We start from the raw sequence: 21,302 nt of genomic DNA, 5'->3' as shown, positions 1-21,302 counted from the left end.
CTGAAGGTGAACAAGGCCCAGCTCATCGAGGCGCTCGCCGAGCGCCTTGGCGACAAGAAGAACGCCGCTGCTGCCGTTGACGGCATCGTCGACGTGATCGTCCGCAGCGTCCACAAGGGCGAGAAGGTCAACATCACCGGCTTCGGTGTCTTCGAGAAGCGTGCCCGCGCGGCCCGCACCGCTCGCAACCCGCGCACCGGTGAGACCGTGAAGGTCAAGAAGACCAACGTTCCCGCGTTCCGCGCGGGTTCGACGTTCAAGGACGTCATCAGCGGCACGAAGAAGCTGCCCCGCGTGACGGCCGCGAAGCCCGCTGCCGCCAAGCCCGCGGCGGCCGCCACCGCGGCGACGAAGGCCCCGGCCACGAAGGCCCCGGCCACCCGCAGCACCTCGTCGCGCTCGACGCGCAGCAGCTCCACCACCGCAACCACCACCGCTCGCGCCGCCGCCGCCGCGACGAAGGCCCCGGCAACCCGCCGGACCGCCGCGGCTGCGAAGCCCGCCGCCACCGCCACCAAGGCCGCGCCTGCGAAGAGCACCGCGACCAAGGCGGCCGCACCGGCCAAGGCCACCGCCACGAAGGCGCCCGCGGCCAAGGCCACCACGGCCAAGGCCCCGGCCGCCAAGAAGGCGACCACGGCCAAGGCGAGCACGGCCAAGGCCACGACGACGGCGGCGGCGGCCAAGACCGCCACCGCCCCGGCGGCGGCCAAGGCGGCCACCCCGGCGGCGGCCAAGACCGCCACCCCGGCGGCGAAGGCCACCACCTCGGCCGCGGCGAAGCCCGCGGCCAAGAAGGCCCCGGCCAAGAAGAAGTGACCCTGAGCCGGGTGATCACCGGCCAGGTACAGCGGTTCCAGGCGCTCAGGGCCCGGTGCGGACGCGCACCGGGCCCTGAGCCTGTTCAAAGGGTGGGCGGGGGTCGTTCGGCGCTCAGCGGCCCGCTCAGCGCCCGACCGACCGGGCGGGCCGTTCCCAAGACCACACTTACGGGTTAACGAGTTCGGGTTTCCGCGCCTTTCGCCCGGATGACCGCTGCCCGATCCCGCTGCCCGATCCCGCTGCCCGATCCCGCTGCCCGATCCCGCTGCCCGATCCCGCTGCCCGATCCCGCTGCCCGATCCCGCTGCCCGATCCCGCTGCCCGATCCCGCTGCCCGATCCCGCTGCCCGATCCCGCTGCCCGACTCCGGTGTCCGACTCAGGCGCCCGGCGCCGGTGGCGGAAGAGGCGAACACCGGACCGCCCGGCGGAAGTCGGCGCCGCCGCGTGGAATCCGGCGGGAAATGGGTCGCCGCTTTTCGGGTCCCCGAACCCCGGACCCGCGCACCGGTCCCGGGAACGCGGAACCCGCGGTGCCGCCGCGCATTCCCGGCGTGACCCGACCGGCCGCACGGCGAACCCGTCCGGCCCAACCGCACCGGGCGACCGGGAACCCGCTGTGCCCGTCAGGTGGTCGGCGCGGCCAGCGCGGTGGGCAGGTAGTGCGCCGAGACCAGGCGCGGCCAGCCCGTGGACGAGTCCGATGTGGACCAACCCGGCGCCGGGCGGCGGAACGCCAGCAGCCAGGTGCTGCCCTTCTTGCACGGCACGTCCGCCAGGGGCAGGCCGCCCAGGTCGGCGAGGGTGGAGACGATGTCCGGGATCACCCCGCCCTGGCTGGAGACGACCGGGGTGCCGGGGCCGTCGGCGATCTCCAGCAGCCGGACCAGGCCCGCCTCGCGGTCGGGCCAGTAGCCCTCCTCGGACAGCCGGGGCTCCAGCAGCACGTCCACGCCGAGGTCGTCGGCGACCCCCCGCACGGTGTCCACGCACCGCAGGCGCGGCGCGGCGTGCACGCGCGACGGGCCCCACAGCGGCAGCACCGCGCGCAGCCCGGCCGCCTGCCGCCAGCCCGCCGAGCTGAGCGGCCGCAGGTCGTCGTCGCCGGGCCAGTTGCCCCGCTTGCCCGCCTTCGCGTGCCGCACCAGCAGCACGGTCGCCAGGTCCGCCGGCTCCGCCGCGAACCGCTCCAGCACGGTCCGGTCGGTGTCCCGCGTCACCATCGCCGCCGCCTCGGCGACGGGCACCCACCGCAGCTCGTCCACCTCGTCGTTGGGCTCGAACGCCCCCGACCCGGCGCGCGCGCTGAAGTAGTCCACGACCTTCGGCTTGCCGAACGCCTCGTAGTCCACCCGGCACAGGTGCCGCCCCAGCACGGCGCGGAACCCGGTCTCCTCGTGGACCTCGCGCACCGCCGCGGCGGGCACGGTCTCGCCCGGGTCCAGCTTGCCCTTCGGCAGCGACCAGTCGTCGTAGCGCGGCCGGTGCACGACCGCCACGGAACCCTCGCGCCACAGCACGGCGCCGGCAGCCCTGATCACGGGCCTCACCCCGTCGCGCGGTGGGCGCGCAGCAGCTCGGTCTGGTGGTCGCGCACGCGGCTCCCGTCGGACGGCGACGCCTCCCACCCCCCGTCGGGCTGGAGCACCCAGCAGCGGGTCGTGGGCTCCAGCGCCGAATCGAGCATCGAGTCGAGCTGCGCGGTGAGCTTCGGGTCGGTCACCCGCACCTGCACCTCGACGCGCCGGTCGAGGTTGCGGTGCATCATGTCGGCGCTGCCGATCCAGTGCTCCCCGGCGCCGACGAAGTGGAACACCCGCGAGTGCTCCAGGAACCGGCCGAGGATCGAGCGCACGTGGATGTTCTCCGACAGCCCCTTGATGCCGGGCTTGAGCGAGCACACCCCGCGCACCACGACCTGCACCGGCACGCCCGCCTGCGACGCCCGGTACAGCGAGTCGATGACCTGCTCGTCCACCAGCGAGTTGACCTTGATGCGCACCCCGGCGGGCCGGCCGGCGCGGACGTGCTCGACCTCCCGCTCGATGCGCTCCACGATGCCCCGCCGCACGCCGTAGGGCGCGACCAGCAGGCTGCGGTAGTGGTCCTGGCGGGCGTACCCGGTCAGCACGTTGAACAGGTCCGTCAGGTCCGCGCCGATGGTCGGCTCGGCGGTGAGGAGGCCGACGTCCTCGTACATCCGCGCGGTCTTCGGGTTGTAGTTGCCGGTGCCGATGTGGCAGTAGCGCTGTATGCGCGAGCCCTCCTGGCGCACCACCAGCGACGTCTTGCAGTGCGTCTTGAGGCCCATCAGGCCGTACACGACGTGCACGCCCGCCTTCTCCAGCGCCCGCGCCCACTTGATGTTGGCCTGCTCGTCGAACCGCGCCTTGATCTCCACCAGCGCCACGACCTGCTTGCCCGCCTCGGCCGCGTCGATCAGCGCGTCGACGATGGGGGAGTCGCCGGAGGTGCGGTACAGGGTCTGCTTGATGGCGAGCACGCGCGGGTCGGCCGCCGCCTGCTCGATGAACCGCTGCACGGACGTGGAGAACGAGTCGTACGGGTGGTGCACGAGCACGTCGCCCTCGCGCAGGGTCGCGAAGATGCTCTTGGGCGTCTCCCGCTCGCCGAACGCCGGGGGCGTGGCGGGCACGAACGGCGCGTCCTTGAGCTGCTTGCGGTCCACGCCGTAGAGCTGCCACAGGCACGACAGGTCCAGCAGACCGGGCACCTGGACGACGTCGTGCGGGTCGACCTCCATCTCCCGCAGCAGCCGCTCCAGCATGTTCTCCGTCATGTCGTCGGCGACCTCCAGGCGGACCGGGGGACCGAACCGGCGGCGCGCCAGCTCCCGCTCCAGCGCCTGGAGCAGGTCCTCGTCCTGGTCCTCCTCGACCTCCAGGTCGGCGTTGCGGGTGACCCGGAAGGCGTGGCACTCGACGACCTGCATCCCGGCGAACAGCTCGCCCAGGTGCGCCGCGATCAGCTCCTCGACGGGCAGGAACGTCGCCGTCGGGCTGGTGCGGTCGTTCTCCACGCGGACCAGGCGCGGCACGTTGTCGGGCACCTTGATGCGGGCGAACCGCTCCGCCCCGCCCTCGGGGTCGCGCACCGTCGCGGCCAGGTTCAGCGACAGGCCGGAGATGTAGGGGAACGGGTGCGCGGCGTCCACGGCCAGCGGCGTGAGCACCGGGAACACCTGGTCGGTGAAGTAGTTCGACAGCCGGAGCTTCTCGAAGTCGCTGAGCTGGGTCCAGTTGACGATGCTGATGCCGTGCTTCTCCAGCTCCGGCTGCACGTGGTCGAGGAACACGCGGGCGTGCTGCTCGACCAGCTCCTGGGCGCGCTTGGACATGTTGACCAGCTGCTCGCGCGGGGTGAGGCCGTCCGCGCTGCGCACCGACAGGCCCGTCTCGTCGCGGCGCTTCAGGCCCGCGACCCGCACCATGTAGAACTCGTCGAGGTTCGAGGCGAAGATCGCCAGGAACTTCGCCCGCTCCAGCAGCGGCTGCGAGGCGTCCTCGGCCAGCGCCAGGACCCGGGCGTTGAAGTCCAACCAGGACAGTTCCCGGTTGAAGTACCGGTCGTCGGGCAGGTCGGCCTGCGCCTCGGTGGCCGTCACGGCGGGCGGTGAGCTCGGGAACGGCCGGGCGGGCGTCTCCGGGGTCGGCTGCCCGGCGGAACCGCGCGTGCCCGCCCGGCGCGCGGCCGGGCGCGGTCGGCGCTTCGGCGTGCTCGCGGGGGGCGTGGCCCGCGACGTCCGGGTGCGTCGCTTCGGCGCGGGCTGCTCAGGCGTGTTGTCCGTGCTCACGGTCGTATTGTCCACCAACGAGGGACCTCGCGCGCCGATCGGAGCCGGCCGGGAGGTGAACTCCCCGTCACACCGGTCGCAGCAGGCCGCGCACCGCACCCGAGCCGTCACGCACGAGCGTCACCCGCTGGCCGGGGCGCAGCGAGCGCCAACCCCCCTCGGCCACCGCGGCGGCCGGGACGTCCACCAGCACGCCGTCGTCGCGCAGCACCGTGGCCGAGCCGTCCGGGTGGTGCGCGCTCACGGTCGCCTGCTCGGTCACGGGGCGACGCTAGCCGATGGGGCGGCGCCGCGGCTCAGCCGCGGACCGGGGTGGTGGCCGCCGCCGTCCGGGCGCCCAGGCCCAGCGCCGCCGCCGACCCCAGGTCCTCCGCCGTGTCCACGTCGTGCCGCAGCGACGGCCAGGGCCCCACCAGGGGCACCGCGCCCGACGCCGCGTGCGCCGCGGCCGAGCCCGCGCCGAACGACGGGTCCAGCGGGCCGCCCGGCGCGGACAGCAGCATCGTCGTGCCCGTCCCCTGGCGGTCCGGGACGAACGACCGGCCCCGCGCCGCGGCCAGCGCCGCTGCCAGCTCGGCGGTCCGCAGCGCGGGCAGGTCCGCCTGGAGCGCGCCCACGACGGACGAGGCGTCCTCGGCGCGCAGCACCCCCGCGCCGAACCGCAGCGCCGCGTTGAGCCCCTCCGGCCCGGCGACCGACTCGACGCCCAGCGCCCGCAGCTCCGCCACCACCGCCCGGTCCGACGTGACGACCACCACACGCCGCACGGCGGGCAGGGCGGCGGTGACGGTGTCGAGCGCGAACGCCAGGGCGAGCACCGGCCGGTCCAGCCCCACGATGCGAGATTTGGCCCGGTCCAGCGCTTTGACCGGCACCACCAGGTCCACTTCGGCTCCCACCCCGCCATACTCCCCGATGCCGGCTGGACCTGGCCGGGGGCTCCGGGGAAGACTCCAGGTCCACGAACTGGAGAGGGAGTGCACGTGGCCAGAGAGAAGGGCGGCTTCTGGGTCGGGTTCGCCGCGGTGGTCTTCTACCCGGCGACCACCGCGATGGCGCGCCGGCGCGTCGAGGGCGGCGAGCACCTCCCGCGGGAGGGCGGCGCGCTCGTCGTGATGAACCACGTGTCGCACCTGGACCCGGTCTACGACGCGGTCTTCACGCACCGGCAGGGGCGCGTGCCGCACTTCCTGGCCAAGCACGGCCTGTGGAACGTCCCGGTGCTCGGTTCCGTCCTCAGGGGCGCCCGCCAGATCCCCGTCTACCGCGGCACGGCCGACGCCCAGCAGAGCCTGCGCGCCGCCCACGACGCCCTGGAGCAGGGCATGGTGGTGATCATCTACCCGGAGGGCACGATCACCCGCGACCCGGACGGCTGGCCGATGACCTCGCGCACGGGCGTGGCGCGGCTCGCGCTGGAGCACGACGTGCCGGTGCTGCCCGCCGCCCGCTGGGGCACCCGCGACGTCTACGACCACTACCGCAGGAAGTTCCGGCCGTTCCCGCGCAAGACCGTCGTGACGAAGGTCGGCGCGCCGGTCGACCTGTCCGCCCACCGCGGCCGGCCGCAGAACCTCGCCCTGCTGCGCGAGGTCACCGACCTGCTGATGGGCGAGGTGAAGGGGCTGCTCGCGGAGGTCCGCGAGGAGCAGGCCCCCGACGGCTTCTACTCGGCGAAGAAGTCCTGACGTGGACCGGGTCGCGGTGCTGGGCGCCGGGTCGTGGGGCACCGCCTTCGCCAAGGTGCTCGCCGACTCCGGCACCGACGTGGTGCTGTGGGCGCGGCGCGCGGAGGTGGCCGACGCCATCTCCGCGGGCCGGGTCAACACCGACTACCTGCCGGACGTGGTGCTGCCGGCGAACCTGACCGCCACCGCCGACGCCGACAAGGCGCTCGACGGGGCGGGGGCCGTGGTGCTGGCCGTGCCGAGCCAGACGCTGCGGGAGAACCTCGCCGGCTGGCGCGCGTCGCTGCCGCCCGGCGCGACGCTGGTCAGCCTGGCCAAGGGCGTCGAGCTGGGCACGCTCAAGCGGATGAGCGAGGTGGTCCGCGAGGTCGCCGGCGTGCCGGAGGACCAGGTCGCCGTGGTGACCGGGCCGAACCTGGCCAAGGAGATCGCGGCCGAGCAGCCGACCGCCACGGTCATCGCGTGCACCGACCACGACCGCGCGGTGGAGTTCCAGCACGCCTGCTCCAACGCCTACTTCCGGCCGTACACGAACGTCGACGTCGTCGGCTGCGAGCTGGGCGGGGCGTGCAAGAACGTCATCGCGCTGGCGTGCGGCATGGCGGCGGGCATGGGGTTCGGCGACAACACGATGGCCTCGATCATCACCCGCGGCCTGGCCGAGACGGCCCGGCTGGGCGCGGCGCTGGGCGCGGACCCGCTGACGTTCGCGGGCCTCGCCGGCCTGGGCGACCTGGTGGCGACCTGCGCGTCGCCGCTGTCGCGCAACCGGTCGTTCGGTGAGAGGCTCGGTCGCGGCGACTCCCTGGCGCAGGCGCAGGACGCGGCGCACGGGCAGGTCGCCGAGGGCGTGAAGTCGTGCTCGTCGATCCGCGAGCTGGCCGCGCGCCACGACGTGGACATGCCCATCACCGAGGGCGTGCACCAGGTGTGCCACGAGGGGCTCGACCCGCGCGTGCTGACCGCGGCGCTGCTCGGGCGCGAGCGGAAGGCGGAACGGCAATGACCGGCAGGTGGGGCGACGGCACCCGGGTCGTGCACACGACGGCTCCCGTGCCGGGGCAGCCGTTCACCGCGGGCCCGGTGTTCGCCTCGGCCTACCACCTGGGCGGCGCGGACACGTACGGCCGCGCGCACAACCCGACGTGGCGGGTGCTGGAGGAGGCGCTGGGCGACCTGGAGGGCGGCACCGCGGTGCTGTTCCCGTCCGGCATGGCGGCGATCTCGACGTTCCTGCGCGTGGTCCTCGCGCCCGGTGACACCGTCGTGCTGCCGGGCGACGGCTACTTCCTGACCCGCTCGCTGGTCGCGCAGATGCCGGTGGACGTGGTCGAGGTGCCCACCGCCGGGCCGTACCCGTCGTTCGACGGGGTGCGGCTCGTGCTGCTGGAGTCGCCGTCCAACCCCGGCCTCGACGTGTGCGACATCGCCGCCCTCGCCGAGGCGGCGCACGCCGCCGGCGCGCTGGTGGCGGTGGACAACACGACCGCGACGCCGCTCGGGCAGCTGCCCCTGGCGCTGGGCGCGGACGCCGTGGTGAGCAGCGACACCAAGGCCGTGGCCGGGCACAGCGACGTGCTGCTCGGGCACGTGACCGCGGCCGACCCGGCGCTGGCCGAGGAGGTCCGCGCGGCCCGCACCACCGGCGGCGCGATCCCCGGCCCGTTCGAGGCGTGGCTGGCGCACCGCGGGCTCGGCACGCTCGACCTGCGGCTGACCAGGCAGGCGGAGAACGCCGCCGCCCTGTACGACGCGCTGAAGGCGCACCCGGCGGTGACCGGCCTGCGCTGGCCCGGCGCGCCCGAGGACCCGGCGCACGCCGTGGCGTCGAAGCAGATGCGCCGCTTCGGCGGGGTGCTGACCTTCCTGCTGGCGGACGCGGGCGCCGTCGCGGCGTTCCTGGAGCGGTCGGAGCTGGTGTACGCGAGCACCAGCTTCGGCGGCCTGCACACGAGCCTCGACCGGCGGGCCCAGTGGGGCGACCCGGTGCCGGAGGGCCTGGTCAGGCTGTCCGCGGGCTGCGAGGACACCGCGGACCTGGTGGCCGACGTGCTGAAGTCACTCTGACGGGTCCATTTCGTGGGACGCGGTTGCGGGGGTGGCGGCTCGCTGCCACCCTCGTCGCATGTCCTTCCGCGCCATGATCGACGGGTGGGGTCACATCGACCTCGGCCTGGTCGCCAGCGCGCTCTGTTCCTGTCGGTGATCGCCCCGCGTCCCGCGAGCAGTCGACGCTCGCCACCCCCGGCATCCCGAAGAAGGAACCTGATGTTCGCCGTCCCGGAGAACACGATCGCCCTGCCCCCGTCGCACGCCGCCCCGCACCCCGTGCGGATCGCGCTCGACGTGGCGGCGCGGCGCGAGCGCTGGGCCCACCTGCTCCGCTACGACCCCGACACCCGCTTCGCCGCCCTCGTCGAGCGCACCGACGAGCAGGAGGTGTGGCTCATGAGCTGGCTGCCCGGCCAGCACACCGACCTGCACGACCACGGCCCGACGGCCGGCGCGTTCACCGTGGTCAGCGGCTCGCTGACCGAGGTGGTCGCGCTCAACGGGCACCAGGTGCTGCACAACCTGGTGGCCGGCCAGTCCCGCGTGTTCGGGCCCGACTACGCCCACCAGGTGCGCAACGACGGCGTCGACCCGGCCGTCACGATCCACGTGTACCGCGACGGCGGGCGCACCATGCGCCCGGTCCGGTTCGCGCCCCTCGGCTAGCGCCTGCCCGCGACGTGCGGTGGGACCTCCCAGTCGCCCACCAGCGCCGGGTCCGGTTCCGGGGCGCCCCACGAGGTGCGCAGCGGCAGCACACCGGCCCACCGCTCGTTCGCGGCGACGTCCTCCCCCTCGTCGCCGGGCGGGCCGCTGCGGATCTTCACCGACGCCTCGGCGAGGTCGAGCGAGAGCACGGACGTCGCGGCCAGCTCCCTCGGCGTCGGCTGCCGGGCGTAGTCCCACGAGCCGGGCGCGATGTGCTCGGTGAGCACGCGCAGGGCGTGCGCCTTGGCGTCCGGCTCGGTGACCGGGACGGCGGTGCCGTGGATCACGGCCGCGCGGTAGTTCATGGAGTGGTCGAACACCGAGCGGGCGTAGACGACGCCGTCCAGGAGGGTGACGCCGACGCACACCGGCACGCCGAGGGCGGCCTCGCGGAGGCTGCGCGCGCCGGTCGAGCCGTGCAGGTAGAGGGTGTCGCCGTCGCGGCCGTAGCCGGTCGGCAGCACCAGCGGCGCGTCGTCGACGACGACGGCGAGGTGGCACACCAGGGCGGCGTCGAGGACGGCGTGCAGGGCGGCGCGGTCGGTCACGGCGCGCTTGCGTCCGCGCTTGACGGTGCTGCGCGGGGTCGGTGACAACGTCATGCGACCAGCGTCTGCGGTAGAGTGGCTATCCACAAGTGCCAATTCTCGGTGATTTGAGGAGGCCACTGTGGCGGAGACCGCGCTCGCCGTCTCGCTCGACCGCGCGTCGGCCGAGCCGCTGGCCGTGCAGCTCGCGGACGCGCTGCGCACGGCCGCCGCCGACGGCAGGCTGCGCAGCGGCGACCGGCTGCCGTCCACCCGGGCGCTGGCCGAGCGGCTGGGCGTGAGCCGGACCGTGACGGCGGCGGCCTACGAGCAGCTGCACGCCGAGGGCTGGATCGCCGGGCGGCACGGGTCGGGGACCTACGTGACCACCACGCCGCCCGGCGCGCTGCGGGCGCGCGCCCGCCGTGCCGCGACGCCCGCCGACACCCCCGACTTCATCGACCTGGCGCCCGGCGCGCCGTGGGCCGAGGGGCTGGACCGGGCGGCGTGGCGGCGGGCGTGGCGGGCGGCGGCGGACGTGCCGCCGCTGTTCCGGCCCGCGCGCGCCGGGCTGCCCGAGTACCGGGCCGTGGTCGCCGAGCACCTGCTGCGCCACCGGGGGCTGGCCGTGCGCGGCGGGCTGCGCGAGGAGCACGTGCTGGCGACCGGCGGCACCACCGCCGCGCTGGTCGAGCTGGCGTCGGCCGTGCTGGAGCCCGGTGACGTGGTGGCCGTGGAGGAGCCCGGCTACCAGCGGGCCGTGTGGGCGCTGCGGTCGGCCGGCGTGCGGGTCGTGCAGGCGCCCGTGGACGAGGAGGGCATCCTCGTGGACGCCGTGCCGGCCGGCGTGCGGGGCGTGTACTGCTCGCCCGCGCACCAGTACCCGATGGGCGGGCGCATGTCGGCCGGGCGGCGGGTCGCCCTCGTGGAGCGGGCCCGTGCCGAGGGGTGGCTGGTCGTGGAGGACGACTACGACGGCGAGCTGCGCTACGACGTCGCGCCCCTGCCGCTGCTGGCCGCGCTCGCGCCGGACGTCGTCGTGCACCTGGGCACGACGAGCAAGATCCTCACCCCGACGCTCGGCGCGGGCTGGATGGTGGCCCCCGAACCCATCGCCGCCGAGGTCCTGGCCCACCGCGACCGCACCGGCACCAGCCCGTCCGCGGCGGGCCAGCGCGTGCTGGTGGAGCTGGCGCGCAACGGCGACCTGGGCCGTCACCTGCGCAAGCTGCGGCGCGAGCTGTCCGAGCGCCGCGCCCTGCTGTCCGCCGCGTTCGCCGACGCGGGCGTGCCGGTCCTCGGCGACGACGCGGGGGCGCACGTCGTCGTGCCCCTGCCCTCCGCGCAGGCCGAGCGCGACGCCCTGGCCGAGGCCCTCGCCCACGGCCTGCGCCTGGACGGCCTGGGCCGCCACCACGCCGCCCGCCCCAGGCTGCACGGCGCCGCGATCGGCTACAGCGCCTGCTCGCGCGACCAGCTCACCGCCGCCGTCCCCACCCTGATCCGCATCCTCGCCCACCCCCGAGAGTCCAACGCCCAGGCCCCCTGAGTTCTCCACTCGCGAATGAAGAACTCAAGGGTCCTGGGCGTTGGACTCTCGGGTCCTGGGCGTTGGACTCGCCGGTGCGGTGGCCGTTCACCCGCGAGTCCAGCGCTCGCGACCCGCGAGTCCAGCGCTCGCGACCCTTGAGTTCCGCGTTCGCGATGGGTGGTTACGCCATCCGGGTAGGGTCCGAGCCATGACACAGCGCAAGACCAAGGTCGCCGTGGTGTTCGGCGGGCGCAGCAGCGAGCACACCGTCTCCTGCCTGTCCGCCGGCAGCGTCCTCCCGCACCTGGACCGCGAGCGGTTCGAGGTGGTGCCGGTGGGCATCACCGAGGGCGGGGCGTGGGTGATCGGCGCCGACGACACCAAGGCGCTGGAGGTGCGGGAACGGCAGCTCCCCAGCGTCGACTCCCTGGTGCCGGTGTCCGGCAGCGAGCTGGTCCCGGTCACGCCCGACGCGGTGCTGGACGACGTGGACGTGGTCTTCCCCGTCCTGCACGGCGCGTGGGGCGAGGACGGCACGGTCCAGGGCCTGCTGGAGCTCGCCGACATCCCCTACGTCGGCCCCGGCGTCCTGGCCAGCGCGGTCGCGATGGACAAGGAGTTCACCAAGCGCCTGCTCCAGGGCGCGGGCCTGCCGGTCGGCGAGTTCGCCGTGCTGCGCCGCGACCAGGAGACGCTGTCCGACGCCGACCGCGACCGGCTGGGCCTGCCGGTCTTCGTGAAGCCGGCCCGCGCGGGCTCGTCCGTCGGCATCTCCAAGGTCGTCGACTGGTCCCACCTGGACAGCGCGATCGCGCTGGCCCGCAAGACCGACCCGAAGGTCATCATCGAGGCCGCCGTGTCCGGTCGCGAGATCGAGTGCGGCGTCCTGGAGTTCCCGGACGGCCGCGTCGAGGCGTCGCTGCCCGCCGAGCTGCGCATCGTCGGCGGCCAGGTCGACTGGTACGACTTCGACGCCAAGTACCTCGACGACGTCGCCGAGTTCGACATCCCCGCCAAGCTCGACGACCACGTCTCCCGCGACCTGCGCGCGATGGCCGTGGCCGCCTTCCACGCGCTCGACTGCCAGGGCCTGGCCCGCGTCGACTTCTTCGTCACCGACTACGACGAGCTGGTCGTCAACGAGGTCAACACGATGCCCGGCTTCACGCCCATCTCGATGTACCCGGCGATGTGGGCGAAGACCGGCCTCGACTACCCGACGCTGCTGACCACCCTGGTGGAGACCGCGCTCGCCCGCGGCACCGGCCTGCGCTAACGCCGCCCCTGCGTGTCCACGGGGCCCTTGGCGAGGGCGTCTCGGATCGTCGTCGAGATGTCCTGCAAGGGCCCCGTGCCCGCGTCCGACGGCACGGTCAGCGCCACGTACACCGGCCGGTCCACCGCGTACCAGGTGGACGTGGCACCCTCGGACAGCACCAGCCAGTCGACGTCGGAGATCGTCCGCAGGGTGGAGGTCGGCGTGAGGTCAGCCGGTCGGTCCAGGCCGCACCGCAGCACGATCGGCTCGTGCGCCGCGTCGCCCCAGGCCACCGCGCCGGGCGGGGCCGGGGCCGCCAGCTCGCGCCGCGACAGCGTGGCGCCGTTGGACAGCAGCTGCATGGGCAGCGCGCTCACCAGCGCCGCGCACTCGCCCGACCCGGCCCCCGGCGCGGGCACGGGCACCAGCGCCACGGGACCGGAGCGGTCGACCGACGGGTCGGCGGGGTCGTCCTTGCCGCCCGCGCCGAGGAAGAGGCCCACGGCCGCCACGCCCGCCGCGAGCAGCGCCGGCAGGCCCAGGGCCACGGCGAGCAGCGGACGGGGGAGCAGCGAGGCGGGTTCCGGTTCCTGTGCCACGCGGTTATGACAGCACGGGCCTACAGGTGCACCACCGGGCAGGTCAGCGTTCGCGTGATGCCCTCCACGTTCTGGATGCGGGCGACCACGAGCTGTCCCAGCTGGTCGACGGTGTCGGCCTCGGCGCGGACGATGACGTCGTACGGACCGGTGACGTCCTCCGCTTGGGCCACCCCGGGGATGCCGGAGATCTCCGCCGCGACGGCGGCTGCCTTCCCGACCTCGGTCTGGATGAGGATGTATGCGTGCACCACGGCGTGCCCCTTCGTCGCGACAGGTTAGGTCGGGGTAGGAACGTGCACAGCAACGTACCCCAGTCGGGGTTCCGAATGCTCAGAACGGGAGGCAATCTTGCGTCCGGAGCCGCCGCGGAACGCGGACACGGTCGCTGACGTGGGTGAGTTCGGTCTCATCCGCCGGGTGACGGCAGGTCGGACGCAGCCGCCCACCACCCTGCTCGGGCCGGGTGACGACGCGGCTGTGGTCGCGGCGCCCGACGGCCGCGTGGTGGTGTCCACCGACGTGCTCGTCGAAGGCGTCCACTTCAGACTCGACTGGTCCTCCCCCGAGCAGGTCGGCCGCAAGGCGGCGGCCGTGAACCTGGCGGACGTGGTCGCCATGGGAGCCGTCCCGACCGCCCTCACGATCGGCCTCGCGTGCCCCGCCGACACCCCCTCCTCGGTGGTGGAGGGAATCACCGCCGGGCTGTGGCAGGAGGCCGTCGTCGCGGGGGCCGGCGTGGTGGGCGGCGACATGGTGTCCTCCGCGACACTGGTGATCTCCGTTACGGCGATGGGCGACATGGGCGGCCTGGAGCCCGTGACGCGGGCCGGCGCGCAGGTCGGCGACGTGGTCGCGGTGTGCGGGCGGCTCGGCTGGGCGGCGGGCGGCCTCGCCGTGCTCCAGCGCGGGTTCCGCTCGCCGGTCGCGGTCGTCGGGGCGCAGCGCACCCCGGAACCGCCCTACGCCGCCGGTCCGCAGGCCGCCGCCGCGGGCGCGACGGCGATGATCGACGTGTCGGACGGCCTGCTCGCCGACCTCGGGCACATCGCCGACGAGTCGGGCATCGGCATCGACATCCGCACCGAGCTGCTGGAGGTGCACCCGCGGCTGATCGACGTGGCCGCGGCGCTGGGCGCGGACGCCCGGCACTGGGCGCTCACCGGCGGCGAGGACCACGCCCTCGCCGCGACGTTCCCCGAGCCGGCCGCCGTGCCCGACGGGTGGCAGACGATCGGCACCGTCCGGCACGGCAGCGGGGTCACCGTGGACGGTCGCGCCTACGAGAAACCCCCTGGTTGGGAGCATTGGCGGTAGGTAAGCTCGACAATGTGGAACTATGCACGCTTCCGTATGACCATCCAGATTCGGTCAAGCTGATCGCCGAGCTCCAGCAGGTGTTCGTGGTCCGCTACGGCGACGAGGACGTGACCCCGGTGGACCCGGCGCAGTTCTCCGCGCCCCTGGGGCACTTCGTCGTCGGCTACCTCGACGGCGCGCCGGTGGCGTGCGGCGGGTGGCGCGCGCACGACGTGGCCGAGGACTCCCTGCGCCCCGGCGACGCCGAGATCAAGCGCATGTACGTCGTGGACGCGCTGCGCGGGCGGGGCCTGTCCCGGCTCGTGCTGGCCGAGCTGGAGGACGCCGCCCGCGCCGCCGGCCGCACCCGCATGGTGCTGGAGACCGGCACCCGCCAGCCCGAGGCGATCGGCCTGTACGAGGCGAGCGGGTACGCGCGCATCGACAACTTCGGCGTCTACCGGCATCATCCGGACAGCTTGTGCTACGCGAAGGAACTCTGAGGGCCAAGGGGAGCGGCTGTGGCGATCTACGCGCTGGGTGACCTCGAACCGGTGATCCACCCGGACGCCTACGTGCACCCGGACGCCACCGTGATCGGGGACGTCCGGATCGCCGCCCACGCCTCCGTGTGGCCGCAGGCCGTGCTGCGCGGCGACTACGGGCGCATCGAGGTCGGCGAGCGCACGTCGGTCCAGGACGGCACGGTCGTGCACTGCACCGAGTTCCACCCCGCCGTCATCGGCGCCGAGTGCGTCATCGGGCACAACGTGCACATCGAGGGCGCCACCATCGCCGACCGCTGCCTCATCGCGTCGGGTTCGGTGGTGCTCAACGGTTCCGTGGTGGAGGAGGGCGCGATCGTCGGGGCCGGCGCGGTGGTCTCGTTCGACGGGCGCGTGCCCGCGCGGTCCATGGCGCTCGGCGTGCCCGCGAAGGTCCGCGAGGGGTACGTGGTGCCCGACGGCGCGTGGCAGTTCGCCGTGGACAGGTACGTGGACAACATCTCGCGCTACCGCGGGGAACTGCGGCGGCTCGACTGAGGTAGGGTCCCGCCGTGGGTCGTCCCCTTGAGGAAATCGTGGAAGCCGGCTGGGCCGCCGCACTCGCGCCCGTCGCCGATCAGGTCGCCAGGATGGGCGAGTTCCTGCGGGCGGAGGTCGCCGCCGGGCGGACGTACCTGCCCGCGGGGGAGAACGTGCTGCGGGCCTTCCAGCAGCCGTTCCACTCGGTGCGCGTGCTGATCGTCGGCCAGGACCCGTACCCGACGCCGGGCCACGCCGTCGGCCTGAGCTTCTCGGTGTCGCCGGAGACCCGGCCCATCCCCAAGAGCCTGAACAACATCTACACCGAGTACACGTCCGACCTGGGCCACCCCAAGCCGTCCAACGGCGACCTGACGCCGTGGGCCGAGCAGGGCGTGCTGCTGCTCAACAGGGCGCTGACGGTGCAGCCGGGCAAGTCGAACTCCCACCGCAACAAGGGCTGGGAGCCGGTCACCGAGCAGGCCATCAAGGCGCTCGCGGCCCGCGACACCCCGCTCGTGGCCGTCCTGTGGGGCAGCCAGGCCCGCGCGCTCAAGCCGATGCTCGCGCCGTACCCGTGCGTCGAGTCGGTGCACCCGAGCCCGCTGTCCGCGTCCGGCGGCTTCTTCGGCTCCAAGCCGTTCAGCAAGGTCAACGCGCTGCTGGAGCAGCAGGGGGCCGAGCCGGTGGACTGGAAGCTGCCGTGAGCACCGTCCGTCACCCGTAGGTGGGAGAAGTGCCCCCGGTCGGGTGATCGGTCGGGTAGGCCGTGCCGAGCGGGCAACCCGGAGGTCCCCAGGACCGATGGGAAGGACGACGGAGATGGCGCTCGCTCGCACGCTGACGGCCGGCGCGCTCGTCGCGGTCTGCGCGGTGGCCTGCGCCGCCACCGCCCTGGCGGCCGGGCCGGTGCAGGTCGGTCCCGCGCAGTCCGGTCCGGTGCAGGCAGGTGCAGTGCAGGCAGGTGCGGGGCGAGCCGGCCGGCCCGTCCCGGTGCCCGTGGTGACGCCCACCGCCGTCGCCGTCCCCGGTCGGGCGGGCGCCGAACCGGACACCACGCGGCTGGCGAACCCGTCGACCGGCACGAGGCTGGCCGTCAACGGCGAGTCGGTCGTGCTCACCGACCGGGCGTCGGACGCCGACTCGTGGGAGGTCGACCAGACCCCCGAGGGCGTCCGCGTCCGCAACACCGCAGCCGACCGGTGCTTGACCGCGCCGGCCGCCGACGCGCGGCCGGGTGCGCGGGTCGGCCTCCGCGCCTGCGACGGCGCCCCCGACCAGCGCTGGGCCCTGCGCCCCAGCGGTGACGGCGGCTGGACCCTCGCCCGCGGCGCGGACCGCGACCTCGTGCTCGGCGTCGGCTACGACGGCGACCGCCCGGCCACGGCCGTCTTCGCGCCCGCCACCGCCGACCCGCGCCCGGAGCACGTCTGGGCCGTCGACCACCGACCCGCCGCCGCCCACTGACCCGCCGCTGCCCACTGACCCGCCGCTGCCCACTGACCCGCCGCTGCCCACTGACCCGCCGCTGCCCACCGACCCGCCGCTGCCCACCGACCCGCCGCCGCCCACTGACCCGCCGCTGCCCACCGACCCGCTGCCCACCACTGATCCGCCGCCGACCGCCGAACCGCCGTCGACCGAACCGCCGACCTCCGCGTGCCGCCCGGGTTCGCCACCAGGGCACAGCGAGTCCGTCCACCTGGCACCCCGGACCCGCGCCCGAGCGCCTCGCGGACAGCGAAAGGCCCCCGGGTGAACCACCCGGGGGCCTTTCGCCACGCTTCAGGGCACGGCGTCAGCCGCGCACCACCTTGCCCGCCTTCAGGCACGAGGTGCACACGTTGAGCCGCTGGCGCTGCGAAGAGGACACCTTCGCGCGCACGGTCTGGATGTTCGGGTTCCACCGGCGGTTCGTCTTCCGGTGGGAGTGCGAGACAGAATGGCCGAAGCCCGGCCCCTTGCCACAGACGTCGCACACGGCAGCCACGTCAGCCACTCCTTCAGGTTCTTCGGGGGTACTCACGCCCCGGCGGGCGCGCAAGCGTGCACAAGCCTCAGCCGGGCATGGCAACCTGGACAGGGTAGCCGGTCGGCCGCACCGCCTCCAAACCGGGTCGAATACCCTCGGCGGCCATGCGGGCTCTCGATGCGGTCGCGGTGCGCCAGTGGGCGGACGCCTGTGTGCGGTCCCTGGACGCCAACCGGGAGGACATCGACCGCATCAACGTGTTCCCGGTGCCCGACGGCGACACCGGCACCAACCTGCTCCAGACCATGCGCTCGGCGCTGGACAACCTGCTCCGGACCCCCGCCGACGAGGACGCCGGCGTCGGCACGGCCCTGGCCGCCCTGGCGCGCGGCGCGCTGGCCGGGGCCCGCGGCAACTCCGGCGTCATCCTGTCCCAGGTGCTCAGGGGCCTCGCGGAGGCCGCCCAGGGCGCGTCCACGGCCGGCGGCTCGTCGCTGCGGCGGGCGTTGCAGCGCGCCGACGAGCTGGCCACCGCCGCCGTGTCCGCGCCCGTGCCCGGCACCGTGCTGTCCGTCCTGCACGCCGCCGCCGAGGCGGCCCGCGACTGCGGCTCCGACGACCTGGACGAGGTGGTCACCGCCGCCGCCGGCGCCGGGGCCGCCGCGCTCGCCGACACGCCCCGCCAGCTCGCCGTGCTGGCCCGCGCCGGGGTCGTCGACGCAGGCGGGCGGGGCCTCGTCGTGCTCCTGGACACCCTGGCGGGCGTCGTCACCGGCCGCGCGCCGGAGACCTCCGGCGCGGCCCCGGCGAGCGTGCCGCGCGACGCCCTCACCACCGCCCGCGAAGCCGGGTCGGCCGACTACGAGTACGAGGTCATGTACCTGCTCGACGGCGACCTCGACGCACCCCGGCTCCGGGCGGCGCTGGAGGCGGTCGGCGACTGCGCGTCCGTCGTCGGCGACGGGGCCGGCCTGTGGACCGTGCACGTGCACTGCAACGACATCGGCGCGGCGATCGAGGCGGGCATCGCGGTCGGCCGCCCGCACCGCGTCACCGTCGCCCGGTTCGCCGACCAGGTCGCCGCCGCGTCCCGCTTCGCCCGCGACCGGGCGATCGTCGTGCTCGTCGACGGACCGGGCGCGGCCGAGCTGTTCCGCTCCGAGGGCGCCGTGGTGTTCGAGCCCGGCGACGCGGACGTGACCGCCGCCGACCTGCTCGCCGTCGTCACGGGCACGCGGGCGCGGCAGGTGACCGTGCTGCCCGGCGACCCGGCGTGGCGCGGACCGCTCGACGAGGCCGTGGCGCAGGCCGTCGCCGCCGGGCAGGACGTCGTGGTCGTGCCGACGTTCTCCCCGGTGCAGGCGCTGGCCGCGCTCGCCGTGCACTCGCCGACGCGCCGCGCGGGCGACGACGTGGTCGCCATGGCCGAGGCCGCCGCGGCCACCCGGCGCGGCGAGGTCGCGGTGTCCGCCCGCGAGGCCATCACGTGGGTGGGCCGGTGCGAGCCGGGCGACCTGCTCGGCATGGTCGACGGCGAGGTCGTGCTCGTCGCGCCCGGCAGCGAGGACGTCGGCGACCTCGCGTGCCGCCTGGTCGACCGGATGCTCGCCAGCGGCGGCGAACTGGTCACCGTGCTGCTCGGGCGGGGTGCCCCGGACGGGCTGGAACGGGTGCTGGAAGATCACCTGCGGGTGACCCACCCGGAGGTGGAGCTGGCCGCCTACCAGGGCGGACAGCCGGACGCCCTCGTCGTCGTCGGTGTCGTTTGTCGGTGTCGAGTAGTTGGATGGGCCGCTGATGACGACCTTCGACGAGAAGCTGGTGGCGGTGCTCGGCAAGAAGAGCGCCGACGCCCTGGAGTCCGGCCTGGGCCTGCGCACGGTCGGCGACCTGCTGCGCCACTACCCGCGCCGCTACGACGAGCGCGGCAAGCTCACCGAGATCGCCGGGCTGGAGCTGGGCGAGCACGCCACCGTGCAGGCGCGGGTCAAGAGCGCGCGGCAGCGGCGGATGAAGTCGCGCAGCGGCGAACTGCTGGAGGCCGTCATCACCGACGGCTCCAGCGACCTGCACCTGGTGTTCTTCGGGCGCGGCTCGCGCAAGGTCGAGCGCGAGCTGCTGCCCGGCCGCGAGGCGATGTTCGCGGGCAAGGTCGGCGTGTTCAACGGCAAGCTCCAGCTCGCCCACCCCGACTACCAGGTGCTCGACGGGTTCGACGGCGACGCGGCCAAGTTCGCGGGCGCGTTCATCCCGGTCTACCCGGCGGCGCAGGGCATCCAGTCGTGGAACGTCTCCAACTGCGTGGAGCAGGTCCTCGCCCTGTGGGACGGCGTCGCCGAGGACCCGCTGCCCGAGGACCTGCGCCGGGCCCGCGACCTCGTGCCGCTGGAGAAGGCCCTGCGCGACATCCACCGCCCGGACGGGTGGGCCGCGATCACCGTGGCGCAGCAGCGCCTCAAGTGGGACGAGGCGATGGCCGTCCAGCTCACCCTGGCCCAGCGCCGCAAGTCCTCGACGGCCCGCCCGGCACCCGCGTGCCCGCCCCGCGACGGCCTCGTGCGCGACGCCTTCGACGCCCGCCTGCCGTTCGAGCTGACCGCCGGCCAGCGCGAGGTCGGCGAGCAGATCGCGGCGGACCTGTCGCGGGACGTGCCGATGAACCGGCTGCTCCAGGGCGAGGTGGGCTCGGGCAAGACGATGGTGGCGCTGCGGGCGATGCTCCAGGTCGTCGACGCGGGCCGGCAGGCCGCGATGCTGGCGCCCACCGAGGTGCTGGCCGCGCAGCACGCCCGGTCGCTGCGGGAGCAGCTGGGCGACCTCGCGCAGGCCGGTGAGCTGGGGGGAGCGGAGCACGCGACGCGCGTCACGCTGCTGACCGGCTCGATGGGCGCGGCGGCGCGGAAGAAGGCGATGCTGGAGATCGTGACCGGCGAGGCCGGGGTCGTGGTCGGCACGCACGCGCTGATCCAGGACAAGGTCGGGTTCCACGACCTCGGGCTGGTCGTGGTCGACGAGCAGCACCGGTTCGGCGTGGAGCAGCGCGCCGCGCTGAGCGGGCGGGCCGGCGGGTCCGCGCCGCACGTGCTGGTGATGACGGCGACGCCGATCCCGCGCACCGTGGCCATGACCGTCTACGGCGACCTGGAGGTGTCCGCGCTGCGCGAGCTGCCGCGCGGGCGTTCGCCGATCTCCACGTCGGTGGTGCCGATCGCGGAGAAGCCGCAGTGGCTGGACCGGGCGTGGCAGCGCATCCACGAGGAGGTGCGCAAGGGGCACCAGGTGTACGTGGTGTGCCCGCGCATCGGCGACGGGGAGAACGAGGACGGCGAGGAGCCGCCGAAGGAGGACGGCAAGGGCGACGGCTCGGACCGCCGGCCGCCGCTGGCCGTGGTGGACGTCGCGAACCGGCTGGCCGCCGGGCCGCTGCGCGGGCTGGCGATCGACGTCCTGCACGGGCGGATGGCCCCGGACGACAAGGACGCCGTGATGCGGGCGTTCGCGGCGAACGAGGTGCAGGTGCTGGTGGCCACCACGGTGGTCGAGGTCGGCGTGAACGTGCCCAACGCCACCGTCATGGTGATCATGGACGCCGACCGGTTCGGCGTGAGCCAGCTGCACCAGCTGCGCGGGCGCGTCGGCCGGGGCAGCGCGCCGGGGCTGTGCCTGCTGGTCACCGAGATGCCCGGCGGCACGTCGACCATGGAGCGGCTGCGGGCCGTCGAGTCCACCCTGGACGGCTTCGAGCTGGCGCAGCTGGACCTGGAGCTGCGGCGCGAGGGCGACGTCCTGGGCGCGGCCCAGTCGGGCACGCGGTCGGGGTTGAAGATGCTGTCGCTGCTGCGCGACGAGGACGTGATCGCCGACGCGCGGGTCGTGGCGCAGGAGGTCGTGGAGGCGGACCCGGACCTGGCCGCGCACCCCGGGCTGGCCGGCCTGGTGGCGGGGCTGCTGGACGAGGAGCGCGCCGAGTACCTGGAGAAGGCGTGAGCGGCGGCCGGTTACCCTGAC

At 74.6% G+C, this 21,302-nt stretch carries 21 protein-coding genes and 1 pseudogene; 14 read left to right on the top strand and 8 right to left on the bottom strand.

Going from position 1 to position 21,302, the window contains the following annotated elements:
• Positions 1 to 6: 6 nt before the first annotated feature.
• The gene (locus tag ACRAKJ_RS35820; protein WP_438921852.1) at positions 7 to 819 is read left to right on the top strand and encodes an HU family DNA-binding protein; all 813 of its coding nucleotides are present in this window, start codon (positions 7 to 9) and stop codon (positions 817 to 819) included.
• 628 nt (positions 820 to 1,447) lie between these two features.
• Here ACRAKJ_RS35820 and ACRAKJ_RS35815 read toward each other — a convergent pair.
• From ACRAKJ_RS35815 to cofC, 4 genes are all read right to left on the bottom strand, one after another.
• Positions 1,448 to 2,371, bottom strand: coding sequence for an NUDIX domain-containing protein (locus ACRAKJ_RS35815; protein ID WP_438926665.1), 924 nt, complete (start codon positions 2,369 to 2,371; stop codon positions 1,448 to 1,450).
• Positions 2,368 to 4,635 carry an RNA degradosome polyphosphate kinase gene (locus tag ACRAKJ_RS35810; RefSeq protein WP_438926664.1) on the bottom strand — a complete coding sequence of 756 codons (2,268 nt, stop codon included), beginning with the start codon at positions 4,633 to 4,635 and terminating at the stop codon, positions 2,368 to 2,370. Before ACRAKJ_RS35810 ends, ACRAKJ_RS35815 begins: the two co-directional genes overlap by 4 nt.
• Positions 4,636 to 4,702: 67 nt before the next feature.
• Positions 4,703 to 4,897 carry a hypothetical protein gene (locus tag ACRAKJ_RS35805; RefSeq protein WP_438926663.1) on the bottom strand — a complete coding sequence of 65 codons (195 nt, stop codon included), beginning with the start codon at positions 4,895 to 4,897 and terminating at the stop codon, positions 4,703 to 4,705.
• Between the two features lie 34 nt (positions 4,898 to 4,931).
• Complete coding sequence (gene cofC, locus ACRAKJ_RS35800; protein ID WP_438926662.1) at positions 4,932 to 5,534, bottom strand: 2-phospho-L-lactate guanylyltransferase; 603 nt, start codon at positions 5,532 to 5,534, stop codon at positions 4,932 to 4,934.
• A gap of 84 nt (positions 5,535 to 5,618) precedes the next feature.
• Between cofC and ACRAKJ_RS35795 the strand changes: the two genes are divergently transcribed.
• From ACRAKJ_RS35795 to ACRAKJ_RS35780, 4 genes are all read left to right on the top strand, one after another.
• Entirely contained in the window at positions 5,619 to 6,323 is a 705-nt protein-coding gene (locus tag ACRAKJ_RS35795) for a 1-acyl-sn-glycerol-3-phosphate acyltransferase (protein ID WP_438926661.1), read from the top strand.
• A gap of 1 nt (position 6,324) precedes the next feature.
• Positions 6,325 to 7,329 (top strand): NAD(P)H-dependent glycerol-3-phosphate dehydrogenase, encoded by a 1,005-nt coding sequence (locus ACRAKJ_RS35790; RefSeq protein WP_438926660.1) that lies wholly within the window; start codon positions 6,325 to 6,327, stop codon positions 7,327 to 7,329.
• Entirely contained in the window at positions 7,326 to 8,390 is a 1,065-nt protein-coding gene (locus ACRAKJ_RS35785; protein ID WP_438926659.1) for a cystathionine gamma-lyase, read from the top strand. The genes ACRAKJ_RS35790 and ACRAKJ_RS35785 overlap by 4 nt, the downstream gene beginning before the upstream one ends.
• 201 nt (positions 8,391 to 8,591) lie before the next feature.
• On the top strand, positions 8,592 to 9,041 hold the full coding sequence (locus ACRAKJ_RS35780) for a cysteine dioxygenase (protein ID WP_438926658.1): 450 nt from the start codon (positions 8,592 to 8,594) through the stop codon (positions 9,039 to 9,041).
• Here the strand turns inward: ACRAKJ_RS35780 and ACRAKJ_RS35775 are convergent.
• Positions 9,038 to 9,685, bottom strand: a complete 648-nt coding sequence (locus ACRAKJ_RS35775; RefSeq protein WP_438926657.1) for a pyridoxamine 5'-phosphate oxidase family protein — start codon at positions 9,683 to 9,685, stop codon at positions 9,038 to 9,040. The two genes, ACRAKJ_RS35780 and ACRAKJ_RS35775, sit on opposite strands and share 4 nt — an antisense overlap.
• A gap of 67 nt (positions 9,686 to 9,752) precedes the next feature.
• Here ACRAKJ_RS35775 and pdxR point away from each other — a divergent pair, with 67 nt between their 5' ends.
• Positions 9,753 to 11,159, top strand: a complete 1,407-nt coding sequence (gene pdxR / locus ACRAKJ_RS35770; RefSeq protein WP_447008806.1) for a MocR-like pyridoxine biosynthesis transcription factor PdxR — start codon at positions 9,753 to 9,755, stop codon at positions 11,157 to 11,159.
• A 190-nt stretch (positions 11,160 to 11,349) separates the two neighbouring features.
• Positions 11,350 to 12,417, top strand: a complete 1,068-nt coding sequence (locus ACRAKJ_RS35765; protein WP_438925942.1) for a D-alanine--D-alanine ligase — start codon at positions 11,350 to 11,352, stop codon at positions 12,415 to 12,417.
• Here the strand turns inward: ACRAKJ_RS35765 and ACRAKJ_RS35760 are convergent.
• Both ACRAKJ_RS35760 and ACRAKJ_RS35755 read right to left on the bottom strand, forming a co-directional pair.
• Entirely contained in the window at positions 12,414 to 12,998 is a 585-nt protein-coding gene (locus tag ACRAKJ_RS35760; protein ID WP_438925943.1) for a DUF3515 domain-containing protein, read from the bottom strand. The genes ACRAKJ_RS35765 and ACRAKJ_RS35760 overlap by 4 nt on opposite strands.
• Before the next feature lie 20 nt (positions 12,999 to 13,018).
• The gene (locus tag ACRAKJ_RS35755; RefSeq protein WP_033431506.1) at positions 13,019 to 13,252 is read right to left on the bottom strand and encodes an Lrp/AsnC family transcriptional regulator; all 234 of its coding nucleotides are present in this window, start codon (positions 13,250 to 13,252) and stop codon (positions 13,019 to 13,021) included.
• Between the two features lie 97 nt (positions 13,253 to 13,349).
• Here ACRAKJ_RS35755 and ACRAKJ_RS35750 point away from each other — a divergent pair, with 97 nt between their 5' ends.
• From ACRAKJ_RS35750 to ACRAKJ_RS35730, 5 genes are all read left to right on the top strand, one after another.
• The gene (locus tag ACRAKJ_RS35750) at positions 13,350 to 14,315 is read left to right on the top strand and encodes a thiamine-phosphate kinase (RefSeq protein WP_438925944.1); all 966 of its coding nucleotides are present in this window, start codon (positions 13,350 to 13,352) and stop codon (positions 14,313 to 14,315) included.
• Positions 14,316 to 14,329: 14 nt separating this feature from the next.
• Positions 14,330 to 14,800, top strand: a complete 471-nt coding sequence (locus tag ACRAKJ_RS35745; RefSeq protein WP_438925945.1) for a GNAT family N-acetyltransferase — start codon at positions 14,330 to 14,332, stop codon at positions 14,798 to 14,800.
• 18 nt (positions 14,801 to 14,818) lie between these two features.
• Positions 14,819 to 15,340 (top strand): gamma carbonic anhydrase family protein, encoded by a 522-nt coding sequence (locus ACRAKJ_RS35740; RefSeq protein ID WP_438925946.1) that lies wholly within the window; start codon positions 14,819 to 14,821, stop codon positions 15,338 to 15,340.
• 14 nt (positions 15,341 to 15,354) lie between these two features.
• Positions 15,355 to 16,029 (top strand): uracil-DNA glycosylase, encoded by a 675-nt coding sequence (locus ACRAKJ_RS35735; RefSeq protein ID WP_438925947.1) that lies wholly within the window; start codon positions 15,355 to 15,357, stop codon positions 16,027 to 16,029.
• A gap of 115 nt (positions 16,030 to 16,144) precedes the next feature.
• Positions 16,145 to 16,789 (top strand): RICIN domain-containing protein, encoded by a 645-nt coding sequence (locus ACRAKJ_RS35730; protein WP_438925948.1) that lies wholly within the window; start codon positions 16,145 to 16,147, stop codon positions 16,787 to 16,789.
• A 331-nt stretch (positions 16,790 to 17,120) separates the two neighbouring features.
• Here the strand turns inward: ACRAKJ_RS35730 and rpmB are convergent, their stop codons facing one another.
• Complete coding sequence (rpmB, locus tag ACRAKJ_RS35725) at positions 17,121 to 17,312, bottom strand: 50S ribosomal protein L28 (protein ID WP_306747451.1); 192 nt, start codon at positions 17,310 to 17,312, stop codon at positions 17,121 to 17,123.
• 146 nt (positions 17,313 to 17,458) lie between these two features.
• On the opposite strand from rpmB, the pseudogene ACRAKJ_RS35720 reads away from it, so the two are divergent.
• Positions 17,459 to 18,997: pseudogene (locus ACRAKJ_RS35720) on the top strand (DAK2 domain-containing protein); the annotation flags it as partial.
• A 94-nt stretch (positions 18,998 to 19,091) separates the two neighbouring features.
• Positions 19,092 to 21,281, top strand: a complete 2,190-nt coding sequence (gene recG / locus ACRAKJ_RS35715) for an ATP-dependent DNA helicase RecG (RefSeq protein ID WP_438925950.1) — start codon at positions 19,092 to 19,094, stop codon at positions 21,279 to 21,281.
• The last annotated feature ends 21 nt before the right edge of the window (positions 21,282 to 21,302 follow it).

It is taken from the genome of Saccharothrix sp. DSM 118769 (assembly GCF_052936295.1).
This window is presented reverse-complemented; position numbering and strand designations above follow the sequence as displayed.